General features: G+C 59.7%; 16 protein-coding genes. 11 read left to right on the top strand and 5 right to left on the bottom strand.

Translation table 11 applies throughout. The features are described from left to right. Positions 1–21: 21 nt before the first annotated feature. Entirely contained in the window at positions 22–408 is a 387-nt protein-coding gene (locus tag EXN68_RS04610; protein ID WP_046800119.1) for a MerR family transcriptional regulator, read from the top strand. A 300-nt stretch (positions 409–708) separates the two neighbouring features. Here the strand turns inward: EXN68_RS04610 and EXN68_RS04605 are convergent, their stop codons facing one another. Next, positions 709–1,674, bottom strand: coding sequence for a heparan-alpha-glucosaminide N-acetyltransferase (locus tag EXN68_RS04605; protein WP_142839796.1), 966 nt, complete (start codon positions 1,672–1,674; stop codon positions 709–711). A gap of 60 nt (positions 1,675–1,734) precedes the next feature. After that, positions 1,735–2,427 (bottom strand): DUF599 domain-containing protein, encoded by a 693-nt coding sequence (locus tag EXN68_RS04600; RefSeq protein ID WP_142839970.1) that lies wholly within the window; start codon positions 2,425–2,427, stop codon positions 1,735–1,737. Positions 2,428–2,929: 502 nt separating this feature from the next. On the opposite strand from EXN68_RS04600, the gene cobU reads away from it, so the two are divergent. The 5 genes from cobU (at position 2,930) to ccoP (ending at position 7,087) form a co-directional block, all read left to right on the top strand. Then, entirely contained in the window at positions 2,930–3,451 is a 522-nt protein-coding gene (gene cobU, locus EXN68_RS04590; RefSeq protein ID WP_142839795.1) for a bifunctional adenosylcobinamide kinase/adenosylcobinamide-phosphate guanylyltransferase, read from the top strand. A 239-nt stretch (positions 3,452–3,690) separates the two neighbouring features. Next, positions 3,691–5,313, top strand: a complete 1,623-nt coding sequence (ccoN, locus tag EXN68_RS04585) for a cytochrome-c oxidase, cbb3-type subunit I (protein WP_052818410.1) — start codon at positions 3,691–3,693, stop codon at positions 5,311–5,313. Positions 5,314–5,323: 10 nt separating this feature from the next. Next, positions 5,324–6,055 carry a cytochrome-c oxidase, cbb3-type subunit II gene (gene ccoO / locus EXN68_RS04580; protein ID WP_137003548.1) on the top strand — a complete coding sequence of 244 codons (732 nt, stop codon included), beginning with the start codon at positions 5,324–5,326 and terminating at the stop codon, positions 6,053–6,055. A 12-nt stretch (positions 6,056–6,067) separates the two neighbouring features. After that, on the top strand, positions 6,068–6,220 hold the full coding sequence (locus tag EXN68_RS04575; protein ID WP_003502810.1) for a CcoQ/FixQ family Cbb3-type cytochrome c oxidase assembly chaperone: 153 nt from the start codon (positions 6,068–6,070) through the stop codon (positions 6,218–6,220). A 3-nt stretch (positions 6,221–6,223) separates the two neighbouring features. Next, positions 6,224–7,087, top strand: a complete 864-nt coding sequence (gene ccoP / locus EXN68_RS04570) for a cytochrome-c oxidase, cbb3-type subunit III (protein ID WP_142839794.1) — start codon at positions 6,224–6,226, stop codon at positions 7,085–7,087. 55 nt (positions 7,088–7,142) lie between these two features. Here ccoP and EXN68_RS04565 read toward each other — a convergent pair whose 3' ends face one another. Genes EXN68_RS04565 through EXN68_RS04555 form a run of 3 tightly spaced genes read right to left on the bottom strand, consistent with a single transcriptional unit; the run spans position 7,143 to position 8,378 of the window. Then, positions 7,143–7,589 (bottom strand): VOC family protein, encoded by a 447-nt coding sequence (locus EXN68_RS04565; protein WP_142839793.1) that lies wholly within the window; start codon positions 7,587–7,589, stop codon positions 7,143–7,145. 16 nt (positions 7,590–7,605) lie between these two features. Further along, positions 7,606–7,962: a VOC family protein gene (locus EXN68_RS04560; protein ID WP_142839792.1), complete on the bottom strand. Its 357-nt coding sequence runs from the start codon at positions 7,960–7,962 to the stop codon at positions 7,606–7,608. 11 nt (positions 7,963–7,973) lie between these two features. Beyond that, on the bottom strand, positions 7,974–8,378 hold the full coding sequence (locus EXN68_RS04555) for an SRPBCC family protein (protein ID WP_142839791.1): 405 nt from the start codon (positions 8,376–8,378) through the stop codon (positions 7,974–7,976). 119 nt (positions 8,379–8,497) lie between these two features. Between EXN68_RS04555 and ccoG the strand changes: the two genes are divergently transcribed. The 5 genes from ccoG to gndA all read left to right on the top strand — a co-directional run bounded on the left by ccoG (position 8,498) and on the right by gndA (position 14,615). Beyond that, positions 8,498–10,081: a cytochrome c oxidase accessory protein CcoG gene (gene ccoG / locus EXN68_RS04550; RefSeq protein WP_142839790.1), complete on the top strand. Its 1,584-nt coding sequence runs from the start codon at positions 8,498–8,500 to the stop codon at positions 10,079–10,081. Beyond that, positions 10,078–10,578 carry a FixH family protein gene (locus EXN68_RS04545; RefSeq protein ID WP_142839789.1) on the top strand — a complete coding sequence of 167 codons (501 nt, stop codon included), beginning with the start codon at positions 10,078–10,080 and terminating at the stop codon, positions 10,576–10,578. Before ccoG ends, EXN68_RS04545 begins: the two co-directional genes overlap by 4 nt. After that, the gene (locus EXN68_RS04540) at positions 10,575–12,866 is read left to right on the top strand and encodes a cation-translocating P-type ATPase (protein WP_142839788.1); all 2,292 of its coding nucleotides are present in this window, start codon (positions 10,575–10,577) and stop codon (positions 12,864–12,866) included. Before EXN68_RS04545 ends, EXN68_RS04540 begins: the two co-directional genes overlap by 4 nt. Continuing rightward, a complete protein-coding gene (ccoS, locus tag EXN68_RS04535; RefSeq protein ID WP_035223387.1) occupies positions 12,863–13,021 on the top strand; it encodes a cbb3-type cytochrome oxidase assembly protein CcoS in 159 nt (52 codons plus the stop codon). Before EXN68_RS04540 ends, ccoS begins: the two co-directional genes overlap by 4 nt. A 163-nt stretch (positions 13,022–13,184) precedes the next feature. Further along, complete coding sequence (gene gndA / locus EXN68_RS04530) at positions 13,185–14,615, top strand: NADP-dependent phosphogluconate dehydrogenase (RefSeq protein WP_142839787.1); 1,431 nt, start codon at positions 13,185–13,187, stop codon at positions 14,613–14,615. Positions 14,616–14,659 lie beyond the last annotated feature (44 nt).

Raw genomic sequence — 14,659 nt, 5'->3', positions numbered from 1 at the left:
GGTGATGAATCGGATAGGCCCTTGGACAAGTATTATAGCATAACCGAACTGACACGCGAATTCGGTGTTTCCACCCGCACCTTGCGTTTTTACGAGGATGAGGGCCTCATTCACCCTGAGCGCCGCGGTCGCACACGGCTTTTCAGGGCCGCCGACCGTCGTCTCATTCAGGAAATCCTGCGCGGCCGCCGTATTGGATTTACGATAGCCGAAATTCGCGAGATCATTCACGTCTACAAGGAGCCGCCGGGCGAATCGGGTCAGCTCGTGCTTTTGATGAAGAAGGTCGACGAAAAGCGTGCCGATCTCAGGCAAAAGCGCAAGGACATCGAGGAGACGCTGGCGGAACTCGATAATGTCGAAGAGGCCTGTCTGACGCGGCTTGCCGAAATCGGCGTCGGGACTTGAGCATAGCTCGATAGCTCCCGCTTCATAAATGATGAAACATCGGCGCCTCTGATTTCACTTCTGAGACAGAAAATTGTGAGGTGATATCTGGAGCGGGCGATAGCCGCTTGTTTCTTCTCCCCGCCGGGAAAAGTCCGCGGCAGCGGGATGAGGGGGGCAAGCTCTCCGAAATCCGGCAACGTTTTCCCCTCATCCGACCCTTCGGGCCACCTTCTCCCCGGCGGGGAGAAGAAACAACGGGCAATGTCGCCGCCCTTATCGGAAGTCCGGCAAAGCGGCGGCAATACCTGATGGTTCCCCTTACTGCGCCTCAACCGTACACTGCTGTGCCAGTTCGCTGACCTTCGTCTGCTGATCGGCGCTGAGCTTGCCTTCCATCATGATGTCAAACAGGCTTTCCGCCTGCAGTTTTTCCAGCGTGCAGCCGCAGAAACGTTGGCATAGTTCCACCCCGTTCGCCTGTTCGACACAGCTTTTTTCGCAGCTGGATTTGTAAAGCTCCACCTGATCCACGGGAGGAGGCGGTGCCACGACCGACAGGACATAAACGAGGCCGATCAGTACCGGCTGATGAATGAGGTAGAAAGCCAGGCTGTGCCGGCCGGCGCTGGCAACCAGATTGCGTGGTGAGCTGGGGTTGCGAAAGCGATCCAGCCAGCCGCGAGGGGTGACAAATTGCGAAACGCCAAGTCCGGCGAGGAACGGGGCGAGCCAGGGCAGCAACGGCACATAGTCGTTGGAACGGGGCGGCATGGTGGAAAAGCCGATCCAGGCCAGCCATTTCGCATTAAAGAGATCGGATTGCAGATATTGCGGCAACGCGAAGGCGATCACCGCGAAAAGCAGCGTCACCAGCGCTGGTGCGCGCAGTAACAGCAGCCCGACGAGGCTTGCGGCGGCGATATTATGCAGGATGCCGAAGAAGATGAAACTGTCGGGAAAGGCGAAATAGGTGGCGGCGGTAATCAGCAGCGCCGAACCTGCCACCATGGCGAAACGCTTGCCGAAGGACGGCCAGTTCAGGCCTTTGCCATGGGCGAGAAACAGGCTGAAACCGGCCAGAAACAGGAATGAAGTGGCGATGCCGCGGGCGTAAAGCTTCCACAGGCCTGTGGTTGCCGTGCCGGGTTCGAGATAACCGAAATATTCCAGGTTCCACGTGAAGTGGTAGGATGCCATGGCGAGAAGCGCCAGCCCGCGCAGGGTATCAAGACCGCCTATGCGGCCCCTGCGGCTGGTTTCGGTGATGGCTGCGTTTTTATCCATGTTTTCCGCTTTTCACGAGACCGGTATTCATTCGGGCTTGGCCCTTGAAGTGCGGCTATTTCAAGGCCTGCTGTCTTCCATGATGGCGCGACGCGCCTCGGAAAAGAACTGCCGGCGCAAGAGCGCCACGATAATGATGACGGTGCTGGCGATGAAGACATAGGGGCTGATGAACCAGCCGAGATAACCGATGGACAGAAAGATCGTCCGCAGGCCGTCATTGAAATTCTTAGCAGCGATGATGTTCATCTTTATGACGTTTTCGGCGGCGCGCTCGGCCGCCTCGCGGTCGGAACTCGCATCATGGACCATCGGAATGGCGCCGAACAGGATCGTGCAATAGTTGAACAGGCGGTAAGACCAGCCGAATTTGAAGAAGGAATAACCGAACAGACAGGTCAGCCCGATGACCTTCAGCTCGAAAGCCGTGCGTCCGGAATAATGCACGAAAGGCATGTCGCGAAACACCGATTCCACCTGTTCGGTGGCGCCCAGCAGGGCAAAACAGCCGCCGATGGCAAAGATGGAGGTTGAGGCGAAGAAGGCCGTGCCGTTCTGTAGGCCGGCCATGATCTGGGTGTCGATCATCTTCAGGTCGCGTTTGAGCGAATTCATGATCCAGTCACGCCGGCGTTCGGCCATGGCCTGGTTGAGGCTGGCGCGCGAAAACAGCCGCGATCCCGTCGTGATATGGGTATAGGCAGCCCACAGCACGACGAAAATGACGATCGATATATAGTCCATGACGGTCATCACGGGCGGGTCACCTTGCTGTTTGCGAATCTTCGAAAGCATATTGATTTGAAGGTCATGGCAAGGCAATGGCGGCCGCCCCTTCGTCCGAATATTCTGCGGCCGCGTTGCAGCTTCGTCATGGCGCGGTTTCGCTAACCTTCCGGTAACCCTATGGCTTTATCAATCGCTTCGCGGACGGAAGGTCTGCCGGTTCCGGGTGAGGTTTTGCGTACCGGTTCCGTGTAAATTCCCGGCACTATCCCCGGCCGATTGACAGAACAGCCATTCGCACCTAGCCTTTCATGAGGACCGGTGTTTCCGGTATCCGGAGTTGCCAAGGCTGATATGTCCCGCATCCCGCAGGCAGGTTTTGTCTCTCCGGTCCGGTATCAGCGGCAGTCCGGCATGAACAACCGGGGGACGCCTTTTTCTACGAATCGTTCCCTTCATGGCCGCCTGTTTCTGGCTTGCGACATCGCAAAGACGCCGGTCCGTTTCATTTTCCTCATTCAGGTTTCCGATGACAGATAAAAACCGCTCCGTTTTCATTCTTGGCGGCGCGCGCTCCGGCAAGTCGCGTTTTGCGGAAGAGCTTGCGGTAAATGCCGGCGGAAGCCTGCATTATCTGGCCACCGGCAGGCCATGGGATGAGGAGATGCGTGACCGCATTGGCCATCATCAGGCGCGGCGTGGCGGCGAGTGGACGACCCATGAAGCGCCGGTCGACATAGTTTCGGTGCTCGCGCGCCTCGACCGGCCGGAGAATGTCATCCTCATCGACTGCCTGACATTGTGGCTCACCAATCTGATGATGGAAAATGCCGATATCGAGGCCGCCTTCGACGTTCTGGCGGCGGCGGTGGGGTCGGCAAAAGCGAAACTGATTCTCGTCTCCAACGAAGTCGGTCTTGGCATCGTGCCTGAAAATCGCATGGCGCGTGAATTCCGCGATCATGCCGGCCGGCTGCACCAGCGTATCGCGGCCATTGCCGACGACGTATTTTTCGTCGCCGCCGGACTGCCCCTCAAGATGAAGGGCTGACGCGACACCTGCAAAAGCAGGATCGCCATCACCGCGCGCTTTTGTTTTTACGCAAATTCCCCTCGTAAAGCCGTGCCCTGTTTTACCGGGGCTGCGACAGCTTTGCTTTCTTGATCTGGATCAAGGTGGCGTTGCCCTGCCGGTGGCAATGCTCCAACCGACGCAAAGGCGCGTTTCCGCTCTCCCAGGCGCACAACCTGCCTTTCGTCGGTCGGCTTGCACGTTGGGGGAAACCAACAATGAATTACACGTTAGAAACCGCGATCGTGGCCCTTGGGGCCTTTCTCGCGTTGCTTGGGGCAGCTTTTGCCCATGACAGTCTTTTCGCCGCCCATATGTGGGTGCTGTTCTTTACACTGCTGGTCAGCACGGTGCTTCTGTTGCGCCGTGTCTCCTTCGCGCCTGTCGATCCGGCCGCGCTCGCCCGCCGCAAGTCGGAATATTTCGACGAGGTGGTGAAATACGGCGTCATCGCCACCGTGTTCTGGGGTGTCGTCGGTTTTCTGGTTGGGGTCGTGGTGGCGCTTCAGCTTGCCTTTCCCGATCTCAACATCGCACCCTATTTCAATTTCGGCCGCATGCGGCCGCTGCACACCTCGGCGGTGATCTTCGCTTTCGGCGGAAATGCGCTGATCGCCACGTCCTTTTACGTGGTGCAGAGAACCTGTCGGGCGCGCCTGTTCGGCGGCAATCTCGGCTGGTTCGTATTCTGGGGTTATAACCTCTTCATCATCATGGCCGCCACCGGCTACCTGCTGGGCATCACCCAGGGCCGCGAATATGCGGAGCCGGAATGGTATGTCGATATCTGGCTGACCATCGTCTGGGTCGCCTATCTCGTGACCTTCCTCGGCACGATCTTCATGCGCAAGGAGCCACATATCTATGTGGCGAACTGGTTCTATCTCGGCTTCATCGTCACCATCGCCATGTTGCACATCGTCAATAATCTGGCGGTGCCCGTGTCGTTCCTGGGCGTCAAGAGCTATTCGGCGTTCTCCGGCGTGCAGGATGCGCTGACGCAATGGTGGTACGGCCATAACGCCGTCGGCTTCTTCCTGACGGCCGGCTTCCTCGGCATGATGTATTATTTCATTCCGAAGCAGGTGAACCGCCCGGTCTATTCCTACCGCCTGTCGATCATCCACTTCTGGGCGCTGATCTTCATGTATATCTGGGCCGGTCCGCATCACCTGCACTATACCGCGCTGCCCGACTGGGCGCAGACGCTCGGCATGGTGTTCTCGGTGATGCTGTGGATGCCCTCGTGGGGCGGCATGATCAACGGCCTGATGACGCTTTCGGGCGCATGGGACAAGATCCGCACCGATCCCGTCGTGCGCATGATGGTGATGGCCGTGGCCTTCTACGGCATGGCGACCTTCGAAGGTCCGATGATGTCGATCAAGGCCGTCAACTCGCTCAGCCACTATACCGACTGGACAATCGGCCACGTTCATTCCGGCGCGCTTGGCTGGAACGGCATGATCACCTTCGGCGCGATCTATTACCTGACGCCGAAACTCTGGGGCAGGGACCGTCTCTACAGCCTGCAACTGGTCAACTGGCACTTCTGGCTCGCCACGCTCGGTATCGTCGTTTACGCCGCCGTCATGTGGGTGGCCGGTATCCAGCAAGCTCTGATGTGGCGCGAATATGATAGCCAGGGCTTCCTCGTCTATTCCTTCGCGGAATCGGTCGCGGCCTTGTTCCCCTATTACGTGATGCGTGCACTGGGTGGCCTGATGTTCCTCAGCGGCGCGCTGATCATGGCCTACAACGTCACGATGACCATCCTCGGTCATCAACGCGAGGAGGGCGCCCGCAAGGACGCGGCTCCTTCGCTGCAGCCTGCTGAATAAGGAGAGGCCGATGTCCATACTTGACAAACACGGCGTCATCGAACGCAACGCCACGCTGCTTCTGGTCGGCTCCCTGCTGGTCGTCTCCATCGGCGGTATCGTGGAAATCGCACCGCTCTTTTATCTCGAAAACACCATCGAGAAGGTGGAGGGCATGCGACCCTACACGCCGCTGGAACTGGCCGGGCGCAACATCTACATCCGCGAGGGATGTTACGTCTGCCACAGCCAGATGATCCGGCCGTTCCGCGACGAGGTGGAGCGTTACGGGCATTACAGCCTGGCGGCGGAATCCATGTACGACCATCCGTTCCAGTGGGGCTCGAAGCGCACGGGGCCGGACCTCGCGCGCGTCGGTGATCGTTATTCGAACGAATGGCATGTGCAGCATCTGGCCGATCCGCGCTCCGTGGTGCCGGAATCGATCATGCCGTCTTACGCGTTCCTCAAGACGACACCGCTGAAGATCACCGACATCTCGATGGAGCTGAAGGCCAACCGCGCCGTTGGTGTGCCCTATAGCGATGAGATGATCGAGAAGTCCGCGGCTGATCTTGTCGCCCAGGCCGATCCGAATGCGGATTCGTCGGAACTTCTGGCGCGTTACCCGAAGGCGAAGGTCGGCGATTTCGACGGCGATCCGGCCAAGCTTACCGAAATGGATGCTCTGGTCGCCTATCTGCAGATGCTCGGCACGCTGGTCGATTTCTCGACCTATGACGATGCCGCCGGATACCGGTGAGGAGGCGAAACGATGGAAACCTATACGGCCATGCGCCACTTCGCCGACAGCTGGGGCCTGCTTGCCATGACCCTGTTCTTCGCCGGCGTCGTCGTTTTTACCCTTCGCCCCGGCTCCAAGAAGGCCGCGGACGATGCCGCCAGCATTCCGCTCAAGGAGGACTAGGATATGTCCGAAAAACACATTGATGACATCAGCGGCGTCGAAACCACCGGCCACGAATGGGACGGTATCCGCGAGCTGAACAATCCCATGCCGCGCTGGTGGGTCTGGACCTTTTATTTCACGATCCTCTGGGCCATCGGTTATACCATCGCCTATCCGGCTTACCCGCTGATATCAGGCGCAACAAAAGGGCTGCTCGGCTGGAGCAGCCGCGGCGAAATCGCCGCCGAAATTGCCGATGCGAAACAGGCGCAGAGCGTCTATGTCGACAGAATCGCCAATTCTTCGCTCGCCGAAATTCAGGCGGACCCTACCCTGATGCAGTTTGCCCTTTCCGGCGGTGCAGCCGCTTTCAAGGTCAATTGCATTCAGTGTCACGGTTCGGGCGCGGAAGGCGGGCAGGGTTATCCCAACCTCAATGACGATGACTGGATGTGGGGCGGCAGTGCCGACGATATCTACACGACGGTGAAGCACGGCATTCGTTTTGCGGATGATCCTGATACGCGCGCTTCGGAAATGCCGGCCTTCGGCGACATCCTCCAGTTGAACGAAATCCGCGAGGTCGCGGCCTATGTCGTCAGCCTTACCGGCACGCCTTCCAACCCGGCGCTGGTGGAACCCGGCAAGCAGCTCTTTGCCGACAATTGCGCCTCGTGCCACGGGGAAGACGCCAAGGGTAATCGCGAATTCGGCGCACCCAATCTGGCCGACGCGATCTGGCTGAAGTCGCATGGGGAGGAAGGCATCGTTTCGCAGATCCGTTCGCCCAAGCACGGCGTCATGCCCGCCTGGGGTGAGCGTCTCGGTGACACGACCGTCAAGCAGCTGGCGATCTTCGTGCATTCGCTTGGTGGGGGCGAATGAGGCAAGTAGAATGTAAGGAAGGGCGCCGGGGAGGCGCCCTTTTTTATTGTTCAGATCAGGCGCTTTCCGACCGTCCATCCGGATATTCGGCCGGTCCCTTCAGCTCGATCTTGTTGCCGAAGGGATCACGGAAATAGAACGAATGTCCCATCCCTCTCGCGCCGCCGTGAAAGGCTTCCTGTTCTATCATGACGTTAAATTTCGCCAGATGGGTGCGAAGCGCATCATGGTTCAGGGGACCGGTCGCTATGCAGATGTGATCGACATTACGACCTCCGGAGACGGGCGGAGCGGCCTTTGTGCCACCGGGGTGCGTGACATCCCACAGCACGATCAGGGCATTTCCGCACCAGACTTGTTCCATCCCGAGAGCAGGGTAAGAGTAACCATCCCTGCATCCCAGCACGTTCCGGTAAAAATCGAGCGCCCGCGTCATGTCGTCGACGATGAAGACGATATGATCGATACCGACCAACGAAAAAGGCGGTGTTGTCAAAGTCATGGCGAGCTCCTGCCGATCAGCTTTTCGACCAGACGGCCAGTTCATATCCGTCCGGATCGGTGAAGTGAAAACGCCGTCCGCCCGGAAACTCGAATAGCGCGACGCTGATCTGTCCGCCGGCGGCTTCGACACGCCGCTGCACGTCCTCGATATCGGCGGCGTAGAGAATGACGAGCGGTCCGCCCCTGGCCGAAACCGGCGCCGTGGTGGTGAAACCGCCGGTCAGCCGGCCATCGGAAAACTCGCAATATTGCGGACCGTAATCCTTGAAGGTCCAGCCGAATGCGCCGCCGTAAAATTCCTTGCTGCGTTCGATGTCGGCGACGTTGAATTCGACATAGTCGATGCGCCGGTCATTGGCATTTTCTGTCATCATTTACTCCATCAATCCGCTTCAAGCAGCGATTTCAGCGTTTCGAGATCGGCCGTGATTGCGCTCGCATCCTGCTCGAACTCCTCGTCCGTCATGCCGTCAAGCCGAAGCAGCGTGAAGCTTACTTCCGCGCCGCTGCCATTCGGCGTTACCCGAAGCGCGTTATAGACCTTCAGGCCGTCCGGCAATGTGACGACATGATCTATGACGCCGAATTCGTTGGCGGGCGCGAAATTGACACGCACCTCGCCAAGCGGCCCGCCATCGGCGATCCATTCGTTGCCATCCGGCTTCAGCCCGCCGCCCAGACCTGCCGCCCAGCGCGGCATGTTCTGCGGGTCGGAGGCGAAACCATAGACCTGTGCCCACGGCTTTTCGACTGACAGGTGAATGATTCTCGACTGCATGACAGGCATCTCGTCCTCCCTCTGCGGCGCGGTCCCTCCCTGCGCCACTTTGTCGTCACTTGATGTAAGTCAAGGATGTTTCCCTGCTGAGATGGGAGAAAGCAAGGAGATAAAAATGGACTCCTATCATGAACATCTATCGCGCCGGACAGGATCGCCCGCAGCAGCCCGTCGAAAGGCTGGAGGCGGAAGCCGTCAATTCCGCAAAAACGCGCAAACCGCTTTACGAAGCGCGCAAGAAGATTTTTCCGAAGCGCGCCGAGGGCAGGTTCCGGCGGTTCAAATGGCTGGTGATGCTGGTGACGCTCGGCATCTATTATCTGACGCCGTTCCTGCGCTGGGACCGCGGTCCCTATGCGCCCGATCAGGCGGTATTGATCGATATCGCCAACCGGCGCTTTTATTTCTTCTTCATCGAAATCTGGCCGCAGGAGTTCTTTTTTGTTGCCGGCCTGCTGGTCATGGCGGGGCTGGGGCTGTTTCTCGTCACATCAGCCGTCGGGCGTGCATGGTGCGGTTACACCTGTCCGCAGACCGTCTGGGTCGACCTGTTTCTGGTGGTCGAACGGGCGATCGAGGGCGACAGGAACGCCCGCATGAAACTGGACGCGGCGCCCTTCACATTTGGCAAATTGCGCAAGCGGGTGCTGAAACATGCGATCTGGCTGGTGATCGGCGTTCTGACCGGCGGCGCCTGGATTTTCTATTTCGCCGATGCGCCGACGCTGGCGATGCAGTTCATGACCGGGCAGGCGCCGATGATCGCCTACTCGACCGTCGCCACGCTGACCGCCACCACCTATGTCTTCGGCGGGCTGATGCGGGAACAGGTTTGCACCTACATGTGTCCCTGGCCGCGCATCCAGGCGGCGATGCTGGATGAGAATTCGCTTGTCGTTACCTATAATGACTGGCGCGGCGAACCGCGCTCGCGGCACGCCAAGAAGGCTGCGGCAGCTGGGGAGAGCATCGGCGACTGCGTCGATTGCAATGCCTGTGTCGCGGTCTGTCCCATGGGCATCGACATCAGGGACGGGCAGCAGCTGGAATGCATCACCTGCGCGCTCTGCATCGATGCCTGTGACGGGGTGATGGACAAGATCGGCAAGCCGCGCGGGCTGATCGCCTATGCGACGCTGTCCGAATATCAGTCCAACATGGCGCTGGCGACCGGCAATGGCGAATACGCCATCCGCCCCGCCAATGTGCGTGAGGAGGACGGCAGTTTCAGCAAGCGTGTCCGCCACTTCAACTGGCGCATCATCTTCCGGCCGCGCACGCTGCTTTATACCGCCATCTGGGCTGCCGTTGGCATCGGCATGCTGTTTGCGCTGGTGACGCGCGAGCGGCTGGCGCTCAATGTCCTGCACGACCGTAATCCGCAATATGTGCTGGAATCGAACGGTTCGATCCGTAACGGCTATACCGTGCGCATTCTCAACATGGTGCCGCAGCCGCGCATAATGAACCTGACGATAGAAGGCCTTCCGAATGCGGTGATGAAGATAAACGGCATGCCGGATACGGCCGCGCGCGCCTTCGAGGTGACGGTGGAACCGGATGAGGCGACGACGCTGAAGGTCTTCGTCACCCTGCCGGGCAAGGATATCGCGCGGGCGGCGGAAAACTTCGAATTCATCGTCAGCGATACGGCCGGCCACGAAACGGCCCGTTACGATGCGGTCTTTAATGCTCCGGGAGTGAAAAAATGACAGTCAACAATCGCCAGACATCCGGCTTCGTTTTCACCGGCTGGCACATGCTCGGCGTCATGGTGACGTTCTTCGGCACCATCATCACCGTCAACATGATCATGGCCTGGAATGCGGTCCACAGCTGGAGCGGGCTCGTCGTGCCCAACACCTATGTTGCCAGTCAGCAGTTCAATGCCAAGGCGGAAGCCGCCAAGGCACGGGCCGCAACCGGCATCAAGGGCAGGCTCGTGGTGGATGAGAAGACCGTACGTTACGAGGTTTTCCATCCGGATAAAGGTCCGATCGATACGGATACGGTGACGGCGCATTTTCGCCGGCCCGTGGGTGAAAGCCAGAATTTCGACATGGAACTGACCCCGGCCACCACCGGCGTCTTTACCGGCGCACATGACATGCTGCCGGGGCAATGGATCGTCGAGGTTACTGCCGTCAAGGACGGCCGGATCATCGTGCATGAGGGCACGCGGATTGCCGTTATCAGGGGACGTCAATGAGCTGCTGCGCACCGGGAACGGAAGGCTCGCTTCAACTCGGCGAGCCGGTCAATCCACCATCGTCGGAGGAATTGCTGCTGGCGAGCCGCGATCTGGGGCAGGGGCTGCGCCAGACCGATCTCAGCGTGCCGGATGTTTATTGCGGCGCCTGCATCACAACCATCGAGACTGCGCTTAACCGTTTGCCACAGGTGGAACGGGCGCGGGTGAACCTGTCGTCCAAACGTGTGGCGGTCGTCTGGAAGGAAGAGGTCAATGGCGTCAGGACTGATCCCGCCGAGATTGCCCGTGCAATCCTGTCGACGGGATATCGCACACATCTTTTCGCCAGCGGGCAGGATGCTTCGGACGCGTTGCGCTCGCAGCTGATCAGGGCGGTGGCGCTGTGCGGTTTTGCCTCCGCCAATATCATGCTTCTGTCCGTCTCCGTCTGGTCGGGGGCGGATGCGGCGACGCGCGACATGTTCCACTGGATTTCGGCGATGATTGCCGCGCCGGCGCTGATCTATGGCGGGCGTTTCTTCTATCAATCTGCCTGGAACGCGCTGAAACACGGCCGTACCAATATGGATGTGCCGATCGCGCTTGCCATCACGCTCTCTTATGCCGTTTCACTGTGGGAAACGATCCATCACGGTGAGCATGCCTGGTTCGATGCGACCGTATCGCTGCTGTTCTTCCTGCTGATCGGCCGTACGCTGGACCATATCATGCGCGACAAGGCGCGTTCGGCCATTGCCGGACTGGCCCGGCTGTCGCCGCGCGGCGCGACCGTCATCGGGGAGGATGGAACGCGGGAATACCGCCAGCTTGCCGATGTCCAACCCGGAATGTCGATTGCGATTGCGGCAGGTGATCGTGTGGCGGTGGATGCGATTGTCGTCTCCGGCAGCAGCGATCTCGACATGTCCATCGTCAATGGTGAAAGCGCGCCGCGTCGCGTTGCGGCAGGCGACAGCCTGCAGGCCGGTACGCTCAACCTCACCGGTTCGCTCACCGCCCGGGTGACCGCCTCGGCAAGGGATTCCTTCCTGTCGGAAGTGATCGGGTTGATGGAGGCGGCCGAAGGCGGGCGGGCGCGTTACCGCCGTATCGCCGACCGCGCCGCAAGCTATTATTCACCCGTGGTGCATCTTCTCGCGCTGGTAACGTTTATCGGCTGGGGCGTTTTTGGCGGGGACTGGAAACAGGCGATGCTGATTGCCATTGCGGTTCTCATCATCACCTGCCCCTGTGCGCTCGGCCTTGCCGTTCCCGTCGTGCAGGTGGTGGCCGCTGGACGGCTTTTTCGGCACGGCATCATGGTCAAGGAAGGCTCGGCCATGGAGCGGCTGGCCGAAATCGACACCGTGCTGTTCGACAAGACCGGCACGCTGACCGTCGGTAAACCGAGACTGGTCGAGACAGGGGATGTGAAGCCGGCCACCATGGCAATTGCGGCGGGACTTGCCGCTCATTCGCGTCATCCTCTCTCGAAAGCCCTGCATGCCGCCTATAACGGTGCCTTGCCGATCTATGACGCGGTGCGGGAAATTCCGGGCTCGGGTGTCGAGGCCGAGACGGAAGCCGGTATTTACCGGCTCGGCAATCGCCGTTTCGCCTGCCCGGATGAGGCACGGACCGACAATGGCGATGCGCGGTCGGAAGTGGTGCTGTCGCTCGATGGCCATCAACTGGCAAGCTTCGGTTTCGAGGATAATCCGCGCGCGGGTGCGGTTGCGGCTTTGCGTAATCTCTCAGTGCGGGGCCTGATGCAGGAAATCGTTTCGGGTGACCGGGCCGCCGCCGTCAGCGCCATGGCGCAGCGGCTGGGGATCGGCAACTGGCGTGCGGACCTGTCGCCGAAGGACAAGGCGGCGCGCTGCGCCGAACTTGCCGGTGAGGGGCGCAGGGTGCTGATGGTGGGAGACGGTATCAACGATGCGCCGGCGCTTGCCGCTGCACATGTTTCCATGGCGCCCGCCACCGGCGCCGATATTGGCCGTCAGGCCGCCGATTTCGTGTTCATGCAGGAGGATCTCGATGCCGTGCCTTTTGCGATCGAGACATCTCAGCGGGCCGGAAGGCTTATCCGGCAGAACTTCGCGCTTGCCATCGGCTATAATATCATCGCCGTGCCGATTGCGATTGCCGGTTATGCGACGCCGATGATTGCGGCCATTGCGATGTCGACATCTTCACTGATCGTCGTTGCCAATGCGTTGCGCCTTGCCGGTGCGGCGGAAACCATCCGTCCCCGGAGCGACGTAAAAACAGGATTTGCGGGCGAGGGGGCACAACTGGCATGAACATGCTGATCTATCTCATTCCCGTCGCGCTGTTTCTGGGCGCGCTCGGGCTTTTCGCTTTCCTCTGGTCGGTTCGATCAGGGCAATATGACGATATGGACGGGGCTGCCTGGCGGGTAATCGATGATGGTGACGACCGGCCACGGCCCTCTTGAAGGGGAAGCAAAAGGTCAGTTTTGAACTGGTCTTGACCTGTCGCAAATATGCAAAGCTGACTTGCGTCATCAAAATTTAATCGTTTCAGTCCCGGCTAGCCTTGCCGTTTGTCCATTACAGTGCCACAACACGACCACCTAAAAGCAAGATGGAGGCACATCCGTGGAACAGGCAGAAATCGGTTTGATCGGTCTCGGCGTCATGGGCTCGAACCTGGCGTTGAACATCGCGGAAAAGGGCAACAAGATTGCCGTATTCAACCGAACCCCGGAAGTTACACGAAAATTCTACGCCGATGCGGGCGAACTGCAGGGCCAGATCATTCCCTGCGAAACCATCGAGGAATTCGTCGCTGCAATTCGTCCTCCGCGCCCGATCATCATCATGATCAAGGCCGGCGATCCTGTTGATCAGCAGATGGAAATCCTGAAGCCCCATCTCGCCAATGGCGACATCATGATCGATGCCGGCAATGCCAATTTCCGCGATACGATCCGCCGTTTCGACAATCTGAAGGATAGCGGCCTGACCTTTATCGGCATGGGCGTTTCCGGCGGTGAAGAAGGCGCGCGTCACGGACCGTCGATCATGGTTGGCGGCACCGAAGACAGCTGGAAGCGTGTCGAGAAGGTGCTGACCTCCATTTCCGCCAAATATAATGACGATCCGTGCGTGGCATGGCTCGGCAATGACGGCGCCGGCCACTTCGTCAAGACCATCCATAACGGCATCGAATATGCCGACATGCAGATGATCGCCGAAATCTACGGCATCCTGCGTGATGGCCTTGGCATGAGCGCCGTCGAAATCGCCGATGTCTTCGCCGAATGGAACAAGGGCCGCCTGAATTCCTACCTGATCGAAATCACCGAGAAGGTTCTGCGCGCCGCCGATCCGATCACCGGCAAGCCGATGGTCGATCTGATCCTCGACAAGGCCGGCCAGAAGGGCACCGGCAAGTGGTCGGTCATCGAGGCGCAGAACATGGGCGTCGCCGCAACCGCCATCGAAGCGGCCGTGGCTGCCCGTATTCTCTCCTCGCAGAAGGATGAGCGCGAAGCTGCCGAAAAGATCTTCGGCCTGCCGACCCTCGCGGCGGCACCGGCTGACAAAAAGGCCTTCATCGCCGATCTGGAAAGCGCGCTTCTGGCCGCCAAGGTCGGCGCTTATGCGCAGGGCTTCGCCATCATGTCGGCGGCATCGAAGGAGTTCAACTGGAACCTGCCGATGCCGACGATCGCCCGCATCTGGCGCGCTGGCTGCATCATCCGCTCGGAATTCCTCGATGAGATCACCTCGGCCTTCACCAAGGATCCGCATGTGGCCAACCTCATCGTGACGCCTGCCTTCGCCGCCATCGTCAAGGATACCGATGCGCCGCTGCGCCGCGTGGTTTCCTACGCCGTGCTCTCTGGCCTGCCGGTTTCGGCGCTGGCTTCGGCGCTCGGCTATTTCGACGCCTATCGCCGCGGTCGCGGCAGCGCCAACCTCATTCAGGCGCAGCGCGACTTCTTCGGCGCGCATGGTTTCGAACGCACCGACAGTGTGGACAAGCCGCACGGCCCATGGGGCAGCGGCGCCGACATTTTCTGATCGGCTGAAACGATAAAAACAAAAGGCCCGCGCAAGCGGGCCTT

Source organism: Martinezella rhizogenes, assembly GCF_007002745.1.
In the GTDB taxonomy this organism is placed as follows: Bacteria; Pseudomonadota; Alphaproteobacteria; order Rhizobiales; family Rhizobiaceae; genus Agrobacterium; species Agrobacterium cucumeris.
Note: the sequence above shows the minus strand (reverse complement) of the source record. Positions and strands in the feature narration are given on the sequence as shown.

Coding starts and splice junctions, on each gene's coding strand:
- EXN68_RS04605 (WP_142839796.1), bottom strand. CDS start 1,674: ATGGATAAAAACGCAGCCATCACCGAAACCAGCCGCAGGGGCCGCATA.
- EXN68_RS04600 (WP_142839970.1), bottom strand. CDS start 2,427: ATGACCGTCATGGACTATATATCGATCGTCATTTTCGTCGTGCTGTGG.
- cobU (WP_142839795.1), top strand. CDS start 2,930: ATGACAGATAAAAACCGCTCCGTTTTCATTCTTGGCGGCGCGCGCTCC.
- ccoN (WP_052818410.1), top strand. CDS start 3,691: ATGAATTACACGTTAGAAACCGCGATCGTGGCCCTTGGGGCCTTTCTC.
- ccoO (WP_137003548.1), top strand. CDS start 5,324: ATGTCCATACTTGACAAACACGGCGTCATCGAACGCAACGCCACGCTG.
- EXN68_RS04575 (WP_003502810.1), top strand. CDS start 6,068: ATGGAAACCTATACGGCCATGCGCCACTTCGCCGACAGCTGGGGCCTG.
- ccoP (WP_142839794.1), top strand. CDS start 6,224: ATGTCCGAAAAACACATTGATGACATCAGCGGCGTCGAAACCACCGGC.
- EXN68_RS04565 (WP_142839793.1), bottom strand. CDS start 7,589: ATGACTTTGACAACACCGCCTTTTTCGTTGGTCGGTATCGATCATATC.
- EXN68_RS04560 (WP_142839792.1), bottom strand. CDS start 7,962: ATGACAGAAAATGCCAATGACCGGCGCATCGACTATGTCGAATTCAAC.
- EXN68_RS04555 (WP_142839791.1), bottom strand. CDS start 8,378: ATGCCTGTCATGCAGTCGAGAATCATTCACCTGTCAGTCGAAAAGCCG.
- ccoG (WP_142839790.1), top strand. CDS start 8,498: ATGAACATCTATCGCGCCGGACAGGATCGCCCGCAGCAGCCCGTCGAA.
- EXN68_RS04545 (WP_142839789.1), top strand. CDS start 10,078: ATGACAGTCAACAATCGCCAGACATCCGGCTTCGTTTTCACCGGCTGG.
- EXN68_RS04540 (WP_142839788.1), top strand. CDS start 10,575: ATGAGCTGCTGCGCACCGGGAACGGAAGGCTCGCTTCAACTCGGCGAG.
- ccoS (WP_035223387.1), top strand. CDS start 12,863: ATGAACATGCTGATCTATCTCATTCCCGTCGCGCTGTTTCTGGGCGCG.